Annotated in this window: 17 protein-coding genes and 1 pseudogene; 13 read left to right on the top strand and 5 right to left on the bottom strand. The window is 71.8% G+C overall.

The annotated features are described in order from the left end of the window. Nucleotides 1-35 precede the first annotated feature (35 nt). From AB0L74_RS10630 to AB0L74_RS10655, 6 genes and pseudogenes are all read left to right on the top strand, one after another. Nucleotides 36-821, top strand: a complete 786-nt coding sequence (locus AB0L74_RS10630; RefSeq protein ID WP_365648470.1) for a PspA/IM30 family protein — start codon at nt 36-38, stop codon at nt 819-821. Between the two features lie 39 nt (nt 822-860). Next, nucleotides 861-1142, top strand: a complete 282-nt coding sequence (locus AB0L74_RS10635; RefSeq protein WP_365648473.1) for a hypothetical protein — start codon at nt 861-863, stop codon at nt 1140-1142. Between the two features lie 92 nt (nt 1143-1234). Next, nucleotides 1235-2476 carry a sensor histidine kinase gene (locus AB0L74_RS10640; protein WP_365648475.1) on the top strand — a complete coding sequence of 414 codons (1242 nt, stop codon included), beginning with the start codon at nt 1235-1237 and terminating at the stop codon, nt 2474-2476. A gap of 3 nt (nt 2477-2479) precedes the next feature. After that, nucleotides 2480-3166 carry a response regulator transcription factor gene (locus AB0L74_RS10645; protein WP_365648478.1) on the top strand — a complete coding sequence of 229 codons (687 nt, stop codon included), beginning with the start codon at nt 2480-2482 and terminating at the stop codon, nt 3164-3166. Nucleotides 3167-3339: 173 nt separating this feature from the next. Continuing rightward, the gene (locus AB0L74_RS10650; protein ID WP_365648481.1) at nt 3340-6450 is read left to right on the top strand and encodes an efflux RND transporter permease subunit; all 3111 of its coding nucleotides are present in this window, start codon (nt 3340-3342) and stop codon (nt 6448-6450) included. A 137-nt stretch (nt 6451-6587) separates the two neighbouring features. Continuing rightward, nucleotides 6588-6929: pseudogene (locus AB0L74_RS10655) on the top strand (serine/threonine protein kinase); the annotation flags it as partial. Between the two features lie 57 nt (nt 6930-6986). On the opposite strand, the gene nadA reads toward AB0L74_RS10655, so the two are convergent. Next, nucleotides 6987-8171, bottom strand: coding sequence for a quinolinate synthase NadA (gene nadA, locus AB0L74_RS10660; protein WP_365648483.1), 1185 nt, complete (start codon nt 8169-8171; stop codon nt 6987-6989). 327 nt (nt 8172-8498) lie between these two features. On the opposite strand from nadA, the gene AB0L74_RS10665 reads away from it, so the two are divergent. Then, nucleotides 8499-8855 (top strand): iron-sulfur cluster assembly accessory protein, encoded by a 357-nt coding sequence (locus AB0L74_RS10665; RefSeq protein ID WP_164397270.1) that lies wholly within the window; start codon nt 8499-8501, stop codon nt 8853-8855. A 69-nt stretch (nt 8856-8924) separates the two neighbouring features. Here AB0L74_RS10665 and AB0L74_RS10670 read toward each other — a convergent pair whose 3' ends face one another. Beyond that, nucleotides 8925-10400, bottom strand: coding sequence for a hypothetical protein (locus tag AB0L74_RS10670; RefSeq protein ID WP_365648486.1), 1476 nt, complete (start codon nt 10398-10400; stop codon nt 8925-8927). A 154-nt stretch (nt 10401-10554) separates the two neighbouring features. Continuing rightward, on the bottom strand, nt 10555-10764 hold the full coding sequence (locus AB0L74_RS10675; protein ID WP_365648489.1) for a hypothetical protein: 210 nt from the start codon (nt 10762-10764) through the stop codon (nt 10555-10557). A gap of 132 nt (nt 10765-10896) precedes the next feature. Here AB0L74_RS10675 and AB0L74_RS10680 point away from each other — a divergent pair, with 132 nt between their 5' ends. Beyond that, nucleotides 10897-11871, top strand: a complete 975-nt coding sequence (locus AB0L74_RS10680) for a carbohydrate kinase family protein (protein ID WP_365648491.1) — start codon at nt 10897-10899, stop codon at nt 11869-11871. Between the two features lie 8 nt (nt 11872-11879). Here AB0L74_RS10680 and AB0L74_RS10685 read toward each other — a convergent pair whose 3' ends face one another. Then, nucleotides 11880-13259, bottom strand: a complete 1380-nt coding sequence (locus tag AB0L74_RS10685) for an aminotransferase class V-fold PLP-dependent enzyme (protein WP_365648494.1) — start codon at nt 13257-13259, stop codon at nt 11880-11882. A gap of 325 nt (nt 13260-13584) precedes the next feature. Here AB0L74_RS10685 and coxB point away from each other — a divergent pair, with 325 nt between their 5' ends. The 4 genes from coxB (at nt 13585) to AB0L74_RS10705 (ending at nt 18078) form a co-directional block, all read left to right on the top strand. Next, nucleotides 13585-14544 carry a cytochrome c oxidase subunit II gene (coxB, locus tag AB0L74_RS10690; protein ID WP_365648497.1) on the top strand — a complete coding sequence of 320 codons (960 nt, stop codon included), beginning with the start codon at nt 13585-13587 and terminating at the stop codon, nt 14542-14544. Further along, nucleotides 14541-16277, top strand: coding sequence for a cytochrome c oxidase subunit I (ctaD, locus tag AB0L74_RS10695; protein ID WP_365648500.1), 1737 nt, complete (start codon nt 14541-14543; stop codon nt 16275-16277). Before coxB ends, ctaD begins: the two co-directional genes overlap by 4 nt. Next, nucleotides 16274-16672: a cytochrome c oxidase subunit 4 gene (locus AB0L74_RS10700; RefSeq protein WP_365648502.1), complete on the top strand. Its 399-nt coding sequence runs from the start codon at nt 16274-16276 to the stop codon at nt 16670-16672. The genes ctaD and AB0L74_RS10700 overlap by 4 nt, the downstream gene beginning before the upstream one ends. 131 nt (nt 16673-16803) lie before the next feature. Further along, nucleotides 16804-18078 carry an Ig-like domain-containing protein gene (locus AB0L74_RS10705; RefSeq protein ID WP_365648505.1) on the top strand — a complete coding sequence of 425 codons (1275 nt, stop codon included), beginning with the start codon at nt 16804-16806 and terminating at the stop codon, nt 18076-18078. Nucleotides 18079-18096: 18 nt separating this feature from the next. Here the strand turns inward: AB0L74_RS10705 and AB0L74_RS10710 are convergent, their stop codons facing one another. Next, nucleotides 18097-18498, bottom strand: coding sequence for a hypothetical protein (locus AB0L74_RS10710; RefSeq protein WP_365648508.1), 402 nt, complete (start codon nt 18496-18498; stop codon nt 18097-18099). Nucleotides 18499-18684: 186 nt separating this feature from the next. On the opposite strand from AB0L74_RS10710, the gene AB0L74_RS10715 reads away from it, so the two are divergent. Next, a complete protein-coding gene (locus AB0L74_RS10715; RefSeq protein WP_344608606.1) occupies nt 18685-19305 on the top strand; it encodes a heme-copper oxidase subunit III in 621 nt (206 codons plus the stop codon). The last annotated feature ends 1 nt before the right edge of the window (nt 19306 follow it).

Genomic DNA, 19306 nt, shown 5'->3' on the forward strand with positions numbered 1-19306 from the left:
TCAGAAGGGGGCGCGCGAAGCCCATGAGCGGTGTCATGAAGCGTATGGGGATGATCTTCCGCGCGAAGGCGAACAAGGCCCTGGACCGGGCCGAGGACCCGCGCGAGACCCTCGATTACTCGTACCAGAAGCAGCTGGAGCTGTTGCAGAAGGTCCGCCGGGGCGTCGCCGACGTGGCCACCTCCCGCAAGCGCCTGGAGCTTCAGCTGAACCAGTTGCAGCAGCAGTCCTCCAAGCTGGAGGACCAGGGCCGCAAGGCGCTGGCGCTGGGCCGCGAGGACCTGGCCCGCGAGGCGCTCTCCCGCCGTGCCGCCCTCCAGCAGCAGGTGACCGACCTGGAGACCCAGCACGCCACCCTCCAGGGCGAGGAGGAGAAACTCACCCTGGCGGCCCAGCGGCTCCAGGCGAAGGTCGACGCCTTCCGCACCAAGAAGGAGACGATCAAGGCCACGTACACGGCGGCCCAGGCGCAGACCCGGATCGGCGAGGCGTTCTCCGGCATCTCCGAGGAGATGGGCGACGTGGGCCTGGCGATCCAGCGCGCCGAGGACAAGACGGCCCAGCTCCAGGCCCGCGCCGGCGCCATCGACGAACTGCTCGCCTCCGGGGCCCTGGACGACCCCTCCGGCATGCACAAGGACGACATCCAGGCCGAGCTGGACCGGCTCTCCGGTGGTACGGATGTAGAGCTGGAACTGCAGCGCATGAAGGCCGAGCTGGCCGGCGGCACGACCGGTGGGCAGCAGGCCATCGAAGGCGGCACCGGGCAGCAGCAGTCCCAGCGGCAGCCGCAGGACACCCCGCGCTTCGACAAGCAGTAGCCGTCCGCGACGGCCGGGGCCCACGCCGAGGAGGGCGACATGATCGTACGGATCATGGGGGAGGGGCAGGTGAGGCTGGACGACGGCCGCCTCACCGAGCTGAACACGCTGGACGACGAGCTCCTGGCCGAGATGGAGACCGGCGACGGGCCGGGCTTCCGCGCGACCCTCCAGGCGCTCCTGGCCAAGGTCCGCGAACTGGGCGAGCCCCTGCCGGACGACGCGCTGGAGCCGTCGGATCTCATCCTGCCGTCCCCGGACGCCACCCTGGAGGAGGTCCGGGAGCTGCTCAGCGACGACGGGCTGATCCCCGGGACCTGAGCGTGCGCCGGGCCGCGCCGCCCGCCCGGCCCCGCGGCGGCCGCGGCAGGCGCCGTACGCGCCGGGGCCCGGCCCGGCTACCGTAAACGGCCGTGAGCACCCTCGACCGCGCCCGGTGCCGCATCGGGGCGCACCCCCTGGTGGTGGACGCGGCCCTGGCGACGGCCGTGCTCGCCTGCATGGTCGCCGGTTCGTTCGTGGACCCGCACGGCCCCGGCGGCGTGACCTGGAGCGCGCGCACCCCCGACCCGCTCAGCCTGGTCCTCCTCGCACTCGGCGCCGCCGCGCTCGTCCTGCGCCGCCGCCACCCCCTGACGGTCCTCGCCCTCACCGGCGGGGTCTCCGTCGTCGAATGCGTCACCGGCGACCCCCGCGCCCCCGTGGCCATGTCCGCGGTCATCGCCCTCTACACCGTCGCCGCCATCACCGACCGCCCCACCACCTGGCGGGTGGGCCTGCTGTCCATGACGGTGCTCACCGGCACCGCCATGGCCGCCGGGCCGCTGCCCTGGTACGCCCAGGAGAACATCGGCATCCTCGCCTGGACCGGCATGGCCGCCGCCGCGGGCGACGCCGTGCGCAGCCGCCGCGCCTTCGTGCACGCCATCCGGGAGCGGGCCGAGCGGGCCGAGCGCACCCGGGAGGAGGAGGCCCGGCGCCGGGTCGCCGAGGAACGGCTGCGCATCGCCCGCGACCTGCACGACGTCGTCGCCCACCACATCGCCCTGGTCAACGTCCAGGCCGGGGTCGCCGCGCACGTCATGGACAAGCGGCCCGACCAGGCCAAGGAGGCCCTCGCCCACGTACGGCAGGCCAGCCGCTCCGCGCTCGACGAGCTGCGCGCCACCGTCGGCCTGCTGCGCCAGTCCGGCGACCCCGAGGCCCCCACCGAGCCGGCCCCGGGCCTGGACCGCCTCGACGAACTCGCCGGCACCTTCCGCAACGCCGGGCTGCGCGTCGAGGTCGCCCGGGCGGACCAGGGCACCGAACTGCCCGCCGCGGTCGACCTCGCCGCCTACCGCGTCATCCAGGAGGCCCTGACCAACGTGCAAAAGCACGCCGGGCCCCGGGCGACGGCGGAGGTGAGCGTCGTCCGCGTGGGACCGAACATCGAGATCACCGTCCTCGACGACGGCACGGGCGACGGCCGCGTCCCGGACACCGGCGGCGGGCACGGCCTGCTCGGCATGCGCGAACGCGTCACCGCCGTGCGCGGCACCCTCACCACCGGCCCCCGCTACGGAGGCGGCTTCCGCGTCCATGCGATCCTGCCGGTCACCCACCGCACCGAGGCGGCCGAGGCGACCGAGACAACCGAGGCATCCGGGGGATGACGTATGACGATCCGTGTCCTGCTCGCCGACGACCAGGCGCTGCTGCGCAGCGCCTTCCGGGTGCTGGTCGACTCCGAGCCCGACATGGAGGTGGTGGGTGAGGCGTCCGACGGGGCGGAGGCGGTCCGGCTCGCCAGGGAGCGGGGCGCCGACGTCGTCCTGATGGACATCCGCATGCCGGGCACCGACGGGCTGGCCGCCACCCGCCTGATCGGCGCCGACCCGGCCCTCGCCCATGTCCGCGTGGTCATCCTGACCACCTTCGAGGTCGACGACTACGTGGTGGAGTCGCTGCGCGCCGGGGCCTCCGGCTTCCTGGGCAAGGGCTCCGAACCCGGCGAGCTGCTGAACGCCATCCGGGTCGCGGCCGGCGGGGAGGCGCTGCTGTCCCCGGCCGCCACCAAGGGCCTGATCGCCCGCTTCCTCGCCCAGCAGGGCACCGCGGAGGCCGCCGGCCGCGACCCGGCGCGCTCCGAGCGGCTGGGCACGCTGACCGTGCGGGAGCGCGAGGTGCTGGTGCAGGTCGCCGGCGGCCACTCCAACGACGAGATAGCCGAGCGGCTGAAGGTGAGCCCGCTGACCGTGAAGACACACGTCAACCGGGCCATGGCCAAGCTGGGCGCCCGCGACCGGGCCCAGCTGGTGGTGATCGCCTACGAGTCGGGGCTGGTCCGTCCGAGGGTGGACTGAGCCCGGCGGGGGCGTACTGCGGTCGGAGTAGGCGCCCGGCGAGGAACGGGACCTGGGGCCTAGGGAATGGGCACCGCCCATGGACCAGGGTGGTGGGGTGGGCTCACGTGTTCGCAGACCGCGCTCACGTGCGCTCCTCCTCCGCTCAGGCCACAGAAGAGAGACCCTGATCCATGTCCTGGCTGTCGAGATTCAGCCTCGCGCAACGGGCCCTGATAGGGCTGATGTCGATCGTCGCGCTCGTCTTCGGGGCGATAGCGATACCCCAGCTCAAGCAGCAGCTGCTGCCCACCATCGAACTGCCCATGGTGTCCGTGCTGGCCCCCTACCAGGGCGCCCCGCCGGACGTGGTCGAGAAGCAGGTCGTCGAGCCCATCGAGGACAACCTCGAAGCCGTCGACGGCATCTCCGGCGTCACCTCCACGGCGAGCGAGGGCACCGCCGTGATCATGGCGTCCTTCGACTACGGCAACGACACCCAGCAGCTCGTCGCCGACGTCCAGCAGGCCGTCAACCGGGCCCGGATCCAGCTCCCGGACGACGTGGACCCGCAGGTCATCGCCGGCTCGACGGACGACATCCCGACCGTGGTCCTGTCGGTCACCTCCGACAAGGACCAGCAGGCCCTGGCCGACCAGCTCGACAAGACGGTCGTCCCGGCGCTGAAGGACATCGACGGCGTCGCCCAGGTCACCGTCGACGGCGTCCGGGATCTCCAGGTCGCCGTCACCCCCGACGACGCGAAGCTGGCCAGGGCCGGGCTGACCACGCAGGCTCTCGCCCAGGCCCTCCAGGCGGGCGGCGCGACCGTCCCGGCCGGCTCCTTCGACGAGGGCGGCGCCAACCGCACCGTCCAGGTCGGCGGCGGCTTCACCTCGCTGAAGCAGATCCAGGACCTGAGGGTCACCGGCGAGGGCGTGAAGAAGCCGGTGCGCCTCGGCGACGTCGCCACCGTCACGGAGGAGGAGGCCGCGGCCACCTCCCTGACCCGCACCAACGGCAAGCCCAGCCTCGCCGTCGCCGTCACCATGGACCGCGACGGCAGCGCGGTCGCCATCTCCGACGCGGTCGAGGAGAAGCTGCCCGGGCTGCGCGAGGACCTCGGCTCCGGCGCGACCCTCACCGTCGTCGCCGACCAGGGCCCGGCGGTGTCGAAGTCCATCGAGGGCCTGACCACCGAGGGCGCCCTCGGCCTGGTCTTCGCCGTCGTCGTCATCCTGGTCTTCCTCGCGTCGATCCGCTCCACCCTCGTCACCGCCGTGTCCATCCCGCTGTCGGTGGTGCTGGCGCTGATCGTCCTGTGGACGCGGGACCTGTCGCTGAACATGCTCACGCTGGGCGCCCTCACCATCGCCATCGGCCGCGTCGTCGACGACTCGATCGTGGTCCTGGAGAACATCAAGCGGCACCTCGGCTACGGCGAGGAACGCCAGGAGGCCATCCTCAAGGCGGTCCGCGAGGTCGCGGGCGCGGTGACCTCCTCGACCCTGACCACGGTGGCCGTCTTCCTGCCGATCGGCCTGGTCGGCGGCATGGTCGGCGAGCTGTTCGGCTCGTTCAGCCTGACCGTCACCGCCGCGCTGCTCGCCTCGCTGCTGGTGTCCCTGACGGTGGTGCCGGTCCTGTCGTACTGGTTCCTGCGCGCCCCGAAGGGCACCCCCGAGGACGCCGAGCAGGCCCGCCGGCTGGCCGAGGAGAAGGAGGCCCGCAGCCGCCTGCAGCGTGCCTACGTCCCGGTCCTGCGGTTCGCGACCCGGCGCCGCCTCACCAGCGTGGCCATCGCGGTCGTCGTCCTGATCGGCACCTTCGGCATGGCGCCGCTGCTGAAGACCAACTTCTTCGACCAGGGCGAGCAGAAGGTCCTCAACGTCAAGCAGGAGCTGAAGCCGGGCACCAGCCTGGCCGGGACCGACGCCCAGGCGAAGAAGATCGAGAAGCTGATCGCCGGGACCGATGGCGTCAAGGACTACCAGGTCACGGTCGGCTCGTCCGGCTTCATGGCCGCCTTCGGCGGCGGCACCGACACCAACCAGGCCAGCTACCAGGTGATGCTGGAGGACGACGCCTCCTACGAGGACGTCCAGGACCACATCGAGCGGGGCCTGGCGAAGCTGGAGGGCGTCGGCACCACCACGGTCTCCGCCGGTGACGGCTTCGGCAGCCAGGACCTGAGCGTCGTCGTCAAGGCGTCCGACCCGAAGGTGCTGCGCGAGGCCGCCGAGGACGTCCGCGCGGCGGTCGCCGGGCTCGACGACGTCACCGACGTCACCAGCGACCTGGCGCAGAGCGTCCCCCGCATCTCCGTCAGGGCCAACGCCCGTGCCGCCGAGGCCGGTTTCACCGACCAGGCCCTCGGGGCGGCCGTCGCCCAGGCGGTGCGCGGCACCCCGGCCGCCCAGGCCGTCCTGGGCGACACCGAGCGCGACGTCGTCATCAAGGCGGCCAAGCCCGCCGACACGCTGGCCGAGCTGAAGGCGCTGCCGCTCGGCCCGGTCGAGCTGGGCGACATCGCCACCGTGAAGCTGGTGGACGGCCCGGTGTCGATGACCCGCATCGACGGCCAGCGCGCGGCCACCATCACCGCCAAGCCGACCGGTGACAACACCGGCGCGGTCAGCGCGGACCTCCAGTCGAAGATCAACGCGCTGGACCTGCCGGCCGGGGCCACGGCCGAGATCGGCGGTGTCTCCGCGGACCAGGAGGACGCGTTCACCAACCTCTTCCTGGCCATGCTGGCGGCCGTCGCGATCGTGTTCCTGCTGCTGGTCGGCACCTTCCGCTCGCTGGCCCAGCCGCTGATCCTGCTGGTGTCGATCCCGTTCGCGGCGACCGGCGCGATCGGCCTGCTGCTGGCCACCGGCACCCCGATGGGCGTGCCCGCGATGATCGGCATGCTGATGCTGATCGGCATCGTGGTCACCAACGCCATCGTGCTGATCGACCTGATCAACCAGTACCGCCGGCAGGGATACGGCGTCGTCGAGGCGGTCGTCGAGGGCGGTCGCCACCGGCTGCGGCCCATCCTCATGACGGCCCTGGCCACGATCTTCGCCCTGCTGCCGATGGCCCTCGGCATCACCGGAGAGGGCGGCTTCATCGCCCAGCCGCTGGCGGTGGTCGTGATCGGCGGTCTGGTCACCTCCACGCTGCTGACCCTGCTGCTGGTCCCGACGCTCTACGCGATGCTGGAGCTGCGCAAGGAGCGGCGCGCGAGGAAGCGGGCGGCCAAGAAGGGGCAGCCGGCCCCGGAGCCCTCCGGCGAGCCGGAGCCCGCGGGCGTGTGACGTCCGCCCCGTCCCCAGGCGACGGCCGGTCCCCGCGATGCCGGGGGCCGGCCGTCGCCGTCTTCTCACCCCGCCCGGTGAGAGGTCCTTACGTATGCCGAGGCCCCGACTGCCGGCGGGGGAGGGGGGCTCGGGCGGTGGCGCTGCGCAAGGACGGCCCGAGGCCGGTCGGCGGCTGCCGGCCGCTGGACCGGCTCGGGGCCGGGGCATGGGGGGCCGTCCACCGGGGCCGGTCCCGGTCCGGGCGCGAGGCCGCCGTCAAGGTGGTGCACGCGCAGTACGCCGAGGACGCCGTCTTCCGTACCCGGCTCCGGCAGGAGATCGCGGCCGCGCGCCGGGTGAGCGGCGCCTTCACCGCCCCCGTCGGCGACGCCGGCCGGGAGGCGCCACGGCCCTGGATGGCCACCCCGTACGCGCCCGGGCCGTCGCTGGCCGCGTCGATCCGCGACCGGGGCCCGCTCAAGGGCGCCGAGCCGCGCCCCGGCCACCCCGGCCGGAGCCCGTGCCGGGGTGACCCGCGGGGGCGCGGCGCGCCGCTACGGCAGCGCCAGCATCCGCTCCAGCGCCAGCTTCGCGAACGCCTCGGTCTCCTTGTCGACCTCGATGCGGTTGACCAGCGAGCCCTCGGCCAGGGACTCCAGAGCCCACACCAGGTGCGGCAGGTCGATGCGGTTCATCGTCGAGCAGAAGCAGACGGTCTTGTCGAGGAAGACGATCTCCTTGCCCTCGGAGGCGAAACGATTCGCCAGCCGCCGTACGAGGTTCAGCTCGGTGCCGATCGCCCACTTGGAGCCGGCCGGGGCCGCCTCCAGGGTCTTGATGATGTACTCCGTCGACCCGACGTAGTCGGCGGCGGCCACGACCTCGTGCCGGCACTCGGGGTGGACCAGGACGTTGACGCCGGGGATGCGCGCGCGCACGTCCTCGACCGAGTCGAGGCTGAAGCGGCCGTGCACCGAGCAGTGCCCGCGCCACAGGATCATCTTGGCGGCGCGCAGCTCGTCGGCGGTCAGCCCGCCGCCGGGCTTGTGCGGGTTGTAGACGACGCAGTCCTCCAGGGACATGCCCATGTCCCGGACGGCGGTGTTGCGGCCGAGGTGCTGGTCGGGCAGGAACAGCACCTTCTCGCCCTGCTCGAAGGCCCAGTCCAGGGCGCGCTTGGCGTTGGAGGAGGTGCAGATGGTGCCGCCGTGCTTGCCCGTGAACGCCTTGATGTCCGCGGACGAGTTCATGTACGACACGGGCACGACCTGCTCGGCGACGCCGGCCTCGGTCAGCACGTCCCAGCACTCGGCGACCTGTTCGGCCGTGGCCATGTCGGCCATCGAGCAGCCGGCGGCCAGGTCCGGCAGGACGACCTTCTGGTCGTCGGAGGTCAGGATGTCCGCCGACTCGGCCATGAAGTGCACGCCGCAGAAGACGATGTACTCGGCCTCCGGTCGCGCGGCCGCGTCCCGGGCCAGCTTGAAGGAGTCGCCCGTGACGTCGGCGAACTGGATGACCTCGTCACGCTGGTAGTGGTGACCCAGCACGAAGACCTTGTCCCCGAGCCTCTCCTTGGCCGCGCGGGCGCGCTCGACCAGATCCGGGTCGGAGGGCGAGGGCAGGTCGCCGGGGCACTCCACGCCGCGCTCGCTCTTCGGGTCGGCCTCACGGCCGAGGAGCAGCAGGGCGAGGGGCGTCGGCGTTACGTCGAGCTCCTGGGTCTGGGCGGTGGTCACGACACGCACCCTTTCTGTTCTGCGGCTCGCCGGGCCCGGAAACCGGACCCGGCGGGACAAGCGGGACACCGTTTCGACTTTTCGTCGAATTGACGTTATCTATCATAACCGGTTCACGTCAGTTTGACGATGCCCATCATGTCGATGTGACGTGAATCCCGGTGCCGCCGTGTCCGGTCCTCGCCGGGCCGCTGTCGGCCCACCGGCGTGTGTGCGAGCATGAAGAGGAAGCCAAGAAGAGACCCGGGGCTCGCCCGGAATGAATCCGCGGCGCCGCCGGTTGCACCCGTCGGCAAGCAGTCTCCGTACACACCGGGAGAGATGTAGATGTCCGTATCGGACGAGACCACCACCGTCACCGACGGCATCATCCTGACCGACGCCGCCGCGGCCAAGGTCAAGGCCCTGCTCGACCAGGAAGGCCGTGACGACCTCGCGCTCCGCGTGGCCGTCCAGCCCGGCGGCTGCTCCGGCCTGCGCTACCAGCTCTTCTTCGACGAGCGTTCCCTCGACGGCGACGTGGAGAAGGACTTCGGCGGCGTCAAGGTCGTCACCGACCGCATGAGCGCCCCGTACCTGGGCGGCGCGACCATCGACTTCGTGGACACGATCGAGAAGCAGGGCTTCACGATCGACAACCCGAACGCGACGGGCTCCTGCGCCTGCGGCGACTCCTTCAACTGAGCCGCACAGGCGGTACCGCGCGAGGGCGGCGGCCCCGGGGAACACCCCGGGGCCGCCGCCCTCGCGCCGCTACCGGGCGCCGGACGGCGCCGGCGGCAGCGCTTCCCGCTTTCCCGGCGGGATCTCCTCGCCGTCCGACCCCACCACCGCGCGGCCGCCGAGGGATTCCTCCAGCCGTACGGTCAGCCGGTAGCGCTGGGCGATCAGGATGCAGACCCGCTCCGGCTGCGAGGCCGCGGTCACCGACACCCGCACCTCGTCCCCGCTCTCGACCGCCTTCGCCGTGTACGCGGCGCACACCCCGCCCGTGAAGCTCACGGTCAGCTCCGTGCCCTCGGCCGTGTAGCCCTCCACCCGCACGTCCCGCACGGACGGTGAGGCCGGCTCACCGGAGGGCCGCGGCGACGGCCCGGCCGGCGCCAGATACGCCGGATCGACCGCCGGGTACGTCACCGTGGAGGGAGCCCGCCCGCCCGGCGCCCGCACCTCGAACAGCCACGACGGGACCAGCACCGGGTCGCCCCGCACGGAGTGGGCGGCCAGCCCGAACACCGCGCGCTCCACCGTGACGGTCTGCCTCGGGACGGCCGACGGCTCACAGGCCGCCCGCGGACCGCCGCCCTCCGCCGGTACGGGACCGGCGCAGCCGCCGATGCCCCCGCGCGCCCCCGGCGCCGGTGCCGCGTTCATCAGCGCCAGCGTCCGCTCCGCCGCGAGGACGGGGTAGACGTCCCCCCTCACCGGCGCCTTCAGCCGGCCGCTGCCGCCGGTCACCTCACCCCCCGCGCCCACGGTCACGCCCGTGGTCCAGCCGTACGTGGGCAGTCCGCCCACCTCCGGCTCGGCGTTCACCACCCGCCGGCCGCCCAGGACCTGGCGCGCGTCGAGGGCGGCGCCCCGCTGGCCCGCCGCCGCCAGCACCGGCGCGGCGGCCCTCTTCGCCTCCGTCTCGCTCACCGTCCCGCCCGCCGGGGCCCCCGGCCCCTTCGCGCACACCGCCGCGCCCGTGCAGTCGTCGGGGCCGGGCGCGTACCGCTGGAACGTCCAGTTCCCCGGCGCCCCGCGCTCCACCCGCAGCCGCGGCCCCGCGCCGTCTCCGACCGCGCCCACCGTCCAGGACCGCCCGCGCGTCACCGGCGTCCCCTCGACCCCGAGCGCCTCCGCCAGCCGGGTCACCTCCTCCCGGGTGACCTCGCCCTCCGCCCGGTGGACCGGCGCCGAGCCGGGGCCCTCCGGGAGGGCGCCACCGGCCCGGTAGGCGACACCATGGGGGTCCGGCTCACCGGGCGCGATGCCGGACGGACCGCCGTCCGGCGCGATGGGGCGGCCGTCGAGGGCGAGCGGCGGGGGAGTGCCGTCGCTCGCCCCGGACGGCGTACGCCCCCCGGATCCGGACGGATCCGCGGCGAGATACACCCCGCCGCCGCAGGCGAGCAGCACCGCGGCGACGGCCGCGACGGCCGCGGAGCGCCGCCGCGCGGGCCGCCCGCTCCCTGTGCCGGCGCCGGTCCGGGCGTCGTCGTGGTCGGGTCGCTCGGTGTTCACCGCATCGCTCCTTCGGCCGCCCGCCGCCCCGGCGCGGTCACCCGCGTGCCGCTGACGGGACGTATCCCGCGTCCCCCGCACGGGGGACGGCGATGGGACGCGGCGGGGGAGCGTCCGGTTCCCCCGGAACGGCGGACCCGTCGCCCGCCCGGCCTCAGTCGCCGTAGTCCGACAGGGCGTCCAGCAGCCGGGCCGACGCCGGCGGCACGGACACGCCGTGGAGGAGCGACGGGGACGCCGGGGGTGAGGGAGCCCGCTCGGGAACCGCCCAGTGCGGCGCCATCCGGGCGCAGTCACCGCGCAGCGACGCCAGACCGCCTTCGTCGTCGGCCGGGGCGGGGGCGGGGTTCTCCAAGTTGGTCATAGCGGAACCGTAGGCACGTTCGCGCTTGTGAAGAAAGATCTACTATCAGGTAGTTTCGTCCTCTTCGGAGCGCGGTGCCGACCGGGTAGCGTGAACCGTCAACCCGCGTCCCTCCTGGAGAGAGTCCACGTCGTGCGCATCGCAGTCACCGGCTCCATCGCCACCGACCACCTCATGACCTTCCCCGGCCGCTTCGCCGACCAGCTAGTCGCGGACCAGCTGCACACGGTCTCGCTCTCCTTCCTGGTCGACAAGCTCGACGTCCGCCGGGGCGGCGTCGCCGCGAACATCGCCTTCGGCATGGGCCAGCTCGGCACCCGGCCGATCCTGGTCGGCGCCGCGGGCGCGGACTTCGACGAATACCGCGCGTGGCTGGAGCGGCACGGCGTCGACACCGACTCCGTCCGCATCTCCGAGACCCTGCACACCGCCCGGTTCGTGTGCACCACGGACGCCGACCACAACCAGATCGGCTCCTTCTACACGGGCGCGATGAGCGAGGCCCGCCTGATCGAGCTGAAGACCGTCGCCGACCGCGTCGGCGGTCTGGACCTGGTCACCATCGGCGCCGACGACCCCGAGGCGATGCTCCGCCACACCGAGGAGTGCCGCACGCGGTCCATCCCGTTCGCCGCCGACTTCTCCCAGCAGATCGCCCGCATGGACGGCGACGAGATCCGGATCCTGCTGGACGGGGCGACGTACCTGTTCTCCAACGAGTACGAGAAGGGGCTCATCGAGTCCAAGACGGGCTGGTCGGACGCCGAGATCCTGTCCCGGGTCGGCCACCGCGTCACCACCCTCGGTCCCCAGGGCGTGCGCATCGAGCGGGCCGGCCAGGAGACGATCGAGGTCGGCTGCCCGGAGGAGGAGCGCAAGGCCGACCCCACCGGCGTCGGCGACGCCTTCCGCGCCGGCTTCCTCTCCGGTCTCGCCTGGGGCGTCGGCCTGGAGCGCGCCGCCCAGGTCGGCTGCATGCTGGCCACCCTCGTCATCGAGACGGTCGGCACCCAGGAGTACCAGCTGCACCGCGCCCACTTCATGGAGCGCTTCACCAAGGCGTACGGCGACGAGGCCGCCGACGAGGTCCGGGAGCACCTGCGCTGAGCGACGGGTCAGGACACCCGGCGGACCACATAGGCCGTGCCTCGGTCCGCCGGTTCCTCACCCACGTACTCCTGCCCCCGCATCTCGCACCACGCCGGGATGTCCAGGCGGGCCGCCTCGTCGTCCGCCAGGACGCGGACCGTGCCGCCGACGGGCACGTCGCCGATCGCCTTGGCCAGCTCGATCACGGGGATCGGGCAGCGCCTGCCGACGGCGTCGACCACGAGCGCGTCCCCCTGCCGCGAGCCGGCCGCGGGCACCGGCGCCCCCAGCTTCTCCCGCACCTCCGCCACCGCCTCCGGCAGCACCTCCAGGAACCGCTCGACGTCCCCGTCCCGCGTCCCCGGCGGCAGTGACACCCGTACGTTCCCCTCGCTGAGCACCCCCATCGCCTTCAGGACATGGCTGGGCGTCAGCGTGCCGCTGGTGCAGGACGACCCGGAGGAGACGGAAAAGCCCGCCCGGTCCAGTTCGTGGAGCAGGCTCTCCCCGTCGACGTAGAGACAGGAGAAGGTGACGATCCCGGGCAGCCGGCGCACCGGGTCGCCGACCACCTCCACGTCCGGGACCACCGCGGGCACCCGGGCCCGGATCCGGTCCGTCAGCTCGCGCAGCCGCGCGGCCTCCCGGGCCGCCTCGGCGCGCACCGCCCGCAGCGACGCCGCCGCGGCCACGATCGCCGGGATGTTCTCGAACCCCGGCGCCCGCCCCGACTCCCGCTCGTCCGCCGGGCCTTGCGGCGCGAACCGCACACCCTTGCGGACGACGAGCAGGCCGACGCCCGACGGTCCGCCCCACTTGTGGGCGCTGGCGGTCAGCAGCGACCAGTCGCCCGCCACCGGGCCCCAGCCCAGCGTCTGCGCCGCGTCCACCAGCAGCGGCACGCCCGCGGCCCGGCACGCCTGTGCCACCTCGGCCACCGGCTGCTCGGTGCCCACCTCGTGGTTGGCCGACTGCAGACAGGCCAGCGCCGTGTCCGCTCGCAGGGCCCCGGCGTACGCGGCGGGGTCGACCGCGCCCGTCCGGTCCACGGCGACCCGGGTGACCGTGCCGCCGCCGGCCTCGTGCGCCTCCGCCGCGTGCAGCACCGACGAGTGTTCGACCGCTGACACGATCAGGTGGCGTCCGGTGCGGCGACGCCCGGCCAGCGCGCCCGCGACCCCCTGGTGCACCGCCCGGGTGCCCGAGGGGGTGAAGACCAGCTCGTCCGGACGGCATCCCACCGCCTCGGCCGCGGCCTCGCGCGCCGCGTCCAGCAGCATCCGCGCCCGCCGCCCCTCCCGGTACAGGCGGGCGGGGTCGGCCCACCCCTCGTCGAGGGAGGCCAGCAGGGCCTGCCGGGCGACGGGGTGGAGGGGGGCGGCGGAGGCGGCATCGAAGTAGGACACACCTCCACGCTAAGCGTCCGTCAGCACGGCGTCCCACCAAGGGGGGCGCACCGCGCCGGTACGCGCCCCGCCGCGGGAGCGCGGGGAACCACGGGCCGTCCGCACGCGCCACCCGGGCCGGTGGTTCCGGGCCGTCAGGCGCCCACATCCCACCCTTCGGAGTGACCGGCGGCGCGTATGGCACCCTCCCCGCGAACCCCTGGATGGCGTCGGCTAGGGTTTGGTCCGCATAAACATCCAAACCCCTGCCCGACGCAGGGCGGCGACCGACCAGCGAGAAGGCCGCAGCCAATCAGCGCGGGCGAGACTCTCGGGAAGGCGCTACGTGAGTCCCAACGGCTCCGACCGCTCGCCGCGGCGCCCGATGCGGCGGAAGCTGCTGCAGGCACTGACCGCGGGCCTGGTCCTGGCGACCGCCACCGGTTGCACATACGAGGACTTCCCCCGCCTCGGCATGCCCACCCCGACCACGGAAGAGGCTCCTTTGATCCTCTCCCTGTGGCAGGGCTCCTGGGCCGCCGCGCTCGCCGTCGGCGTGCTGGTGTGGGGCTTGATCCTGTGGAGTGCTTTCTTCCACCGGCGCAGCCGCACCAAGGTCGAGATCCCTCCGCAGACCCGGTACAACATGCCCATCGAGGCCCTGTACACGGTCGTCCCGCTCATCATCGTCTCGGTCCTCTTCTACTTCACGGCCCGTGACGAGTCCGAGCTGCTCAGCCTCAAGAAGAAGCCCGACGTCACGGTGAACGTGGTCGGCTTCCAGTGGAGCTGGTGCTTCAACTACGTCGAGTCCGTCAACGGCTCCTCGGGCGACGCCACGACCGCCAAGGAACTGGACGCGATCCCGGACCGGTACAAGGAAGACTTCCCGGCCGGCGCCGGCGGCGTCTACGACTGCGGCACCCCGTCGACGCGGAACCCGCAGAACGGCAACCCCGGCCCGACCCTCTGGCTCCCCAAGGGCAAGACGGTCCGCTTCGTCCTCACCTCGCGCGACGTCATCCACTCCTTCTGGGTGGTGCCGTTCCTGATGAAGCAGGACGTCATCCCGGGCCACACCAACGCCTTCGAGGTGACCCCCAACAAGGAGGGCACCTTCATGGGCAAGTGCGCCGAGCTGTGCGGCGTCGACCACTCCCGGATGCTGTTCAACGTGAAGGTCGTCTCCCCCGAGCGGTACGAGCAGCACCTCAACGACCTCGTGAAGAAGGGGCAGACCGGTTACGTGCCCGCCGGCATCGAGCAGGCGGGTCCCGAGAAGAACCGGGAGTCGAACATCCTGTGAGCATCGTCAACGAACCCCAGGGTGCCGCGGCGGCAGGGTCCTACTATGAGGACGAGCAGCCGGTCCGGCGCCAGAGTCGCGGCAGTATCGCGGTCAAGTGGCTGACGACCACCGACCACAAGACGATCGGCACGCTCTACCTGATCACGTCGTTCGCGTTCTTCTGCATCGGTGGCGTCATGGCTCTGGTCATGCGCGCCGAGCTGGCCCGGCCGGGCCTGCAGATCATGTCGAACGAGCAGTTCAACCAGGCGTTCACGATGCACGGCACGATCATGCTGCTGATGTTCGCGACGCCGCTGTTCGCCGGTTTCGCGAACTGGATCATGCCGCTGCAGATCGGCGCGCCCGACGTGGCGTTCCCGCGGCTGAACATGTTCGCCTACTGGCTGTACCTCTTCGGCTCGCTGATCGCGGTGGCCGGCTTCCTCACCCCGCAGGGCGCGGCCGACTTCGGCTGGTTCGCCTACGCCCCGCTGTCCGACGCGGTGCACTCGCCGGGTGTCGGCGGCGACATGTGGATCATGGGTCTGGCCTTCTCCGGCTTCGGCACGATCCTCGGCTCGGTCAACTTCATCACCACGATCATCTGCATGCGCGCCCCCGGCATGACCATGTTCCGCATGCCGATCTTCACCTGGAACGTGCTGCTGACCGGTGTGCTGGTCCTGCTGGCCTTCCCGGTCCTGGCCGCGGCCCTGTTCGCGCTGGAGGCGGACCGCAAGTTCGGTTCGCACATCTTCGACCCGGCCTACGGCGGTTCGCTGCTGTGGCAGCACCTCTTCTGGTTCTTCGGCCACCCCGAGGTGTACATCATCGCGCTGCCGTTCTTCGGCATCATCTCGGAGGTCATCCCGGTCTTCTCCCGTAAGCCGATGTTCGGCTACATGGGCCTGATCGGCGCGACCATCGCGATCGCGGGTCTGTCCGTGACGGTGTGGGCGCACCACATGTACGTCACCGGCGGTGTGCTGCTGCCGTTCTTCTCCTTCATGACCTTCCTGATCGCGGTGCCCACCGGTGTGAAGTTCTTCAACTGGATCGGCACGATGTGGAAGGGCTCGCTGTCCTTCGAGACGCCGATGCTGTGGGCGACGGGCTTCCTCATCACCTTCACCTTCGGCGGTCTGACCGGCGTCATCCTGGCCTCGCCGCCGATGGACTTCCACATCTCCGACTCGTACTTCGTGGTGGCCCACTTCCACTACGTGGTCTTCGGTACGGTCGTCTTCGCGATGTTCTCCGGCTTCCACTTCTGGTGGCCGAAGTTCACCGGAAAGCTCCTCGACGAGCGCCTCGGCAAGATCACCTTCTGGACGCTGTTCATCGGCTTCCACGGCACCTTCCTGGTCCAGCACTGGCTGGGTGCCGAGGGCATGCCGCGCCGGTACGCGGACTACCTCGCGGCCGACGGCTTCACCGCCCTGAACACGATCTCGACGATCAGCTCCTTCCTGCTCGGCATGTCGATCCTGCCGTTCTTCTACAACGTCTGGAAGACGGCCAAGTACGGCAAGCCGGTCGGCGTCGACGACCCGTGGGGCTACGGCCGCTCGCTGGAGTGGGCGACCTCCTGCCCGCCGCCGCGGCACAACTTCCTCACCCTGCCGCGGATCCGCAGCGAATCCCCGGCGTTCGACCTGCACCACCCGGAGATCGCCGCTCTGGACCAGCTCGAGAACGTCGGCCACGGTGACAAGGCCCTCGCTGGCGGCAAGGAGGCCGGCAAGTGAAGATCCAGGGCAAGATGTTCATGTGGCTGAGCGCCTTCATCCTGGTCATGGCGATCGTCTATGGCCTGTGGTCGAAGGAGCCGGCCGGTACCACCGCCCTCTTCCTGGCGTTCGGTCTGGCCATCATGATCGGCTTCTACCTCGGCTTCACGGCCAAGCGGGTGGACGTCGGGGCGCAGGACAACAAGAACGCGGACGTCGCGGACGACGCCGGTGAGATCGGGTTCTTCAGCCCGCACAGCTGGCAGCCGCTGTCCCTGGCCATCGGCGGCGCGTTCGCCTTCCTGAGCATCGCCATCGGCTGGTGGCTGATGTTCTTCTCGGCGCCGCTGATGCTGATCGGCCTCTGGGGCTGGGTGTTCGAGTACTACCGCGGTGAGAACCGCACCCAGTAACACAGGCCGCGTGCCGCAAGGGCCCGGACACTCCGAGCGGAGCGTCCGGGCTCCTTCTTTTGCCGTACCCGCGCTCATCCGTCCGGCCGACCCAGCGCGCCGCCGCCGGGGCGGCTTCCTAGCGTGAGGCCATGAGCCACTCAGTTCCCTTCCAGGCGCGCGGGCGCCTCGTCGCCGGCTGCGCGGCGCTGGTCGTCGCCCTCGGCGCGGGCGTCGCCGGCTGCGGCGGCGAGGGCAACCCGCTGGCCGCCACGCCGTACGACGCGGCGGACCAGATCTCCTTCAACGGTCCCACCGGCGCCGGGAAGACGGCCGACCCGGACAGGCCCCTGGAGGTCGTCGCCGAGGACTCCGACGGGCGCATCACGGACGTCACGGCCCAGGACGCCTCGGGACGGTACGTGGCGGGCGAACTCTCCGCCGACGGCACCCGCTGGCACAGCGTCTCCCCGCTGGCCGCCGGCACGCGGTACACGGTGCGCGTCAGCACCGAGAACGACGACGGCGAACCCGGCCGTGAGGTCCTCACCTTCCGGACCGGGACGCCCACCGCCAAGAAGCGCCTGGACGTCTCCTTCGGGCCCAAGGCGGGCACCTACGGCGTCGGCCAGCCCGTGACGGCCGAGCTCAGCGAGCCGGTGCGGGACCCGGCGCAGCGGGCCGTCGTCGAGCGCGCCCTGAAGGTGCGGTCCGCCCCCGCGGTGGAGGGCGCCTGGCACTGGGTGGACGACGACGAACTGCACTACCGGCCCCGGGAGTACTGGCCCGTCGGCGCCACCGTCGAGGCGCACAGCACCCTGGAGGGCATCAAGGTCGGCGACCGGATCTGGGGCGGCCGGGCCAAGCCCCTGAGGTTCACCACCGGCGACCGCGTCATCGCCGTCACCGACGCCGCCGCGCACACGATGACGGTCTACCGCAACGGCGAGGAGATCCGGCAGATCCCCGTCACCACCGGCAAGCCGGGCTTCGAGACCCGCAACGGCGTCAAGGTGGTGCTCGGCAAGGAACGCTTCGTACGCATGCGCAGCAGCACCGTCGGTATCGCCGAGGGCTCGGCGGACTCCTATGACCTGCCCGTCCACTTCGCCACCCGGGTCACCTGGAGCGGCGAGTACGTGCACGCCGCCCCCTGGTCGGTCGGCTCCCAGGGCAGCGCCAACGTCAGCCACGGCTGTGTCGGCATGAGCACCGACAACGCCGAGTGGTTCTTCGGCGCCGTCCGCGAGGGCGACCTGGTCGAGGTGGTCAACTCCTACGGCCAGACCATGGAGCCGTTCGGCAACGGCTTCGGCGACTGGAACCTCGACTGGAAGAAGTGGCGGGCCGGCAGCGCCCTGACGGGCGGCACGCCCGACGGCCCCCGCCCCGAGGACGCCGCACGGCTGCGGCCGGCGGGGGTGTGACGCCTCCCCTTCAGGCGCTCAGGCGCTCTGGAGCCTCTTCTGCCGCAGCAGGGACGCCAGCGCGGAGGCGAACTCCACCGGATCCACCGGCAGCGTCACAGCGGCGTCCGCGCGGCTCCACGTGGCCAGCCAGGCGTCCTGCGGACGGCCGATCAGGAGCAGCACGGGCGGGCACTGGAAGACCTCGTCCTTGATCTGCCGGCACATGCCCATGCCGCCCATCGGCACGGCCTCGCCGTCCAGCACGCAGACGTCGATCCCTCCCTTGTCCAGCTCCCGGACGACGGCGTCCGGGGTCGCGCACTCCACGAACTCCACGACGGGCGCGTCCGGGGCCGGCCGCCGGCCGGTCGCGAGCCGTACCTGTTCGCGGGTGGTGGAGTCGTCGCTGTAGACCAGGACCGTGGCGGTCGGCTGCATGGTTCCTCCGATACGCAAAAGTGGCGTACGTCGTACGGACGGGCCCGTTGCGCGGATGCTACTCCCTCCGACACCTCGTCAGCACCGGTTCGGACAGTGCCGGGATGGGCCATACGGGCAGTACAGACGGGACGGACACTCCGAACGGCACCCCCCGGAGTGAGGGCGGGATAAGCGACCGACATAATGTCGGTCGTGGCGACAGCAACGACAGTAGAAACCGGGCACGCGCACCCGTCGGTCAATCGACCGAACCTCACCAGCGTCGGAACCATCATCTGGCTGAGTTCCGAGCTGATGTTCTTCGCGGCCCTCTTCGCGATGTACTTCACCCTGCGATCGGTGACCGGCCCGGACTTCTGGTCCGAAAAGGCCGACGCCCTGAACTTCCCGTTCTCGGCGACGAACACCACGATCCTGGTGCTCTCCTCCCTCACCTGTCAGCTCGGCGTGTTCGCCGCCGAGCGCGGTGACGTGAAGAAGCTCAGGATGTGGTTCATCGTCACGTTCATCATGGGTGCGATCTTCATCGGCGGTCAGGTGTTCGAATACACCGAGCTGGTCAAGCACGAGGGCCTGTCGCTCTCGTCCGACCCGTACGGCTCGGTCTTCTACCTGACCACCGGCTTCCACGGCCTGCACGTGACGGGCGGTCTCATCGCCTTCCTGCTGGTCCTCGGCCGCACCTACGCGGCCCGGAGGTTCACCCACGAGCAGGCGACCGCCGCCATCGTCGTGTCCTACTACTGGCACTTCGTCGATGTCGTCTGGATCGGCCTCTTCGCCACGATCTACATGATCAAGTAGT

It is taken from the genome of Streptomyces sp. NPDC052020, from assembly GCF_040680575.1.
Taxonomy (GTDB): Bacteria; Actinomycetota; Actinomycetes; order Streptomycetales; family Streptomycetaceae; genus Streptomyces.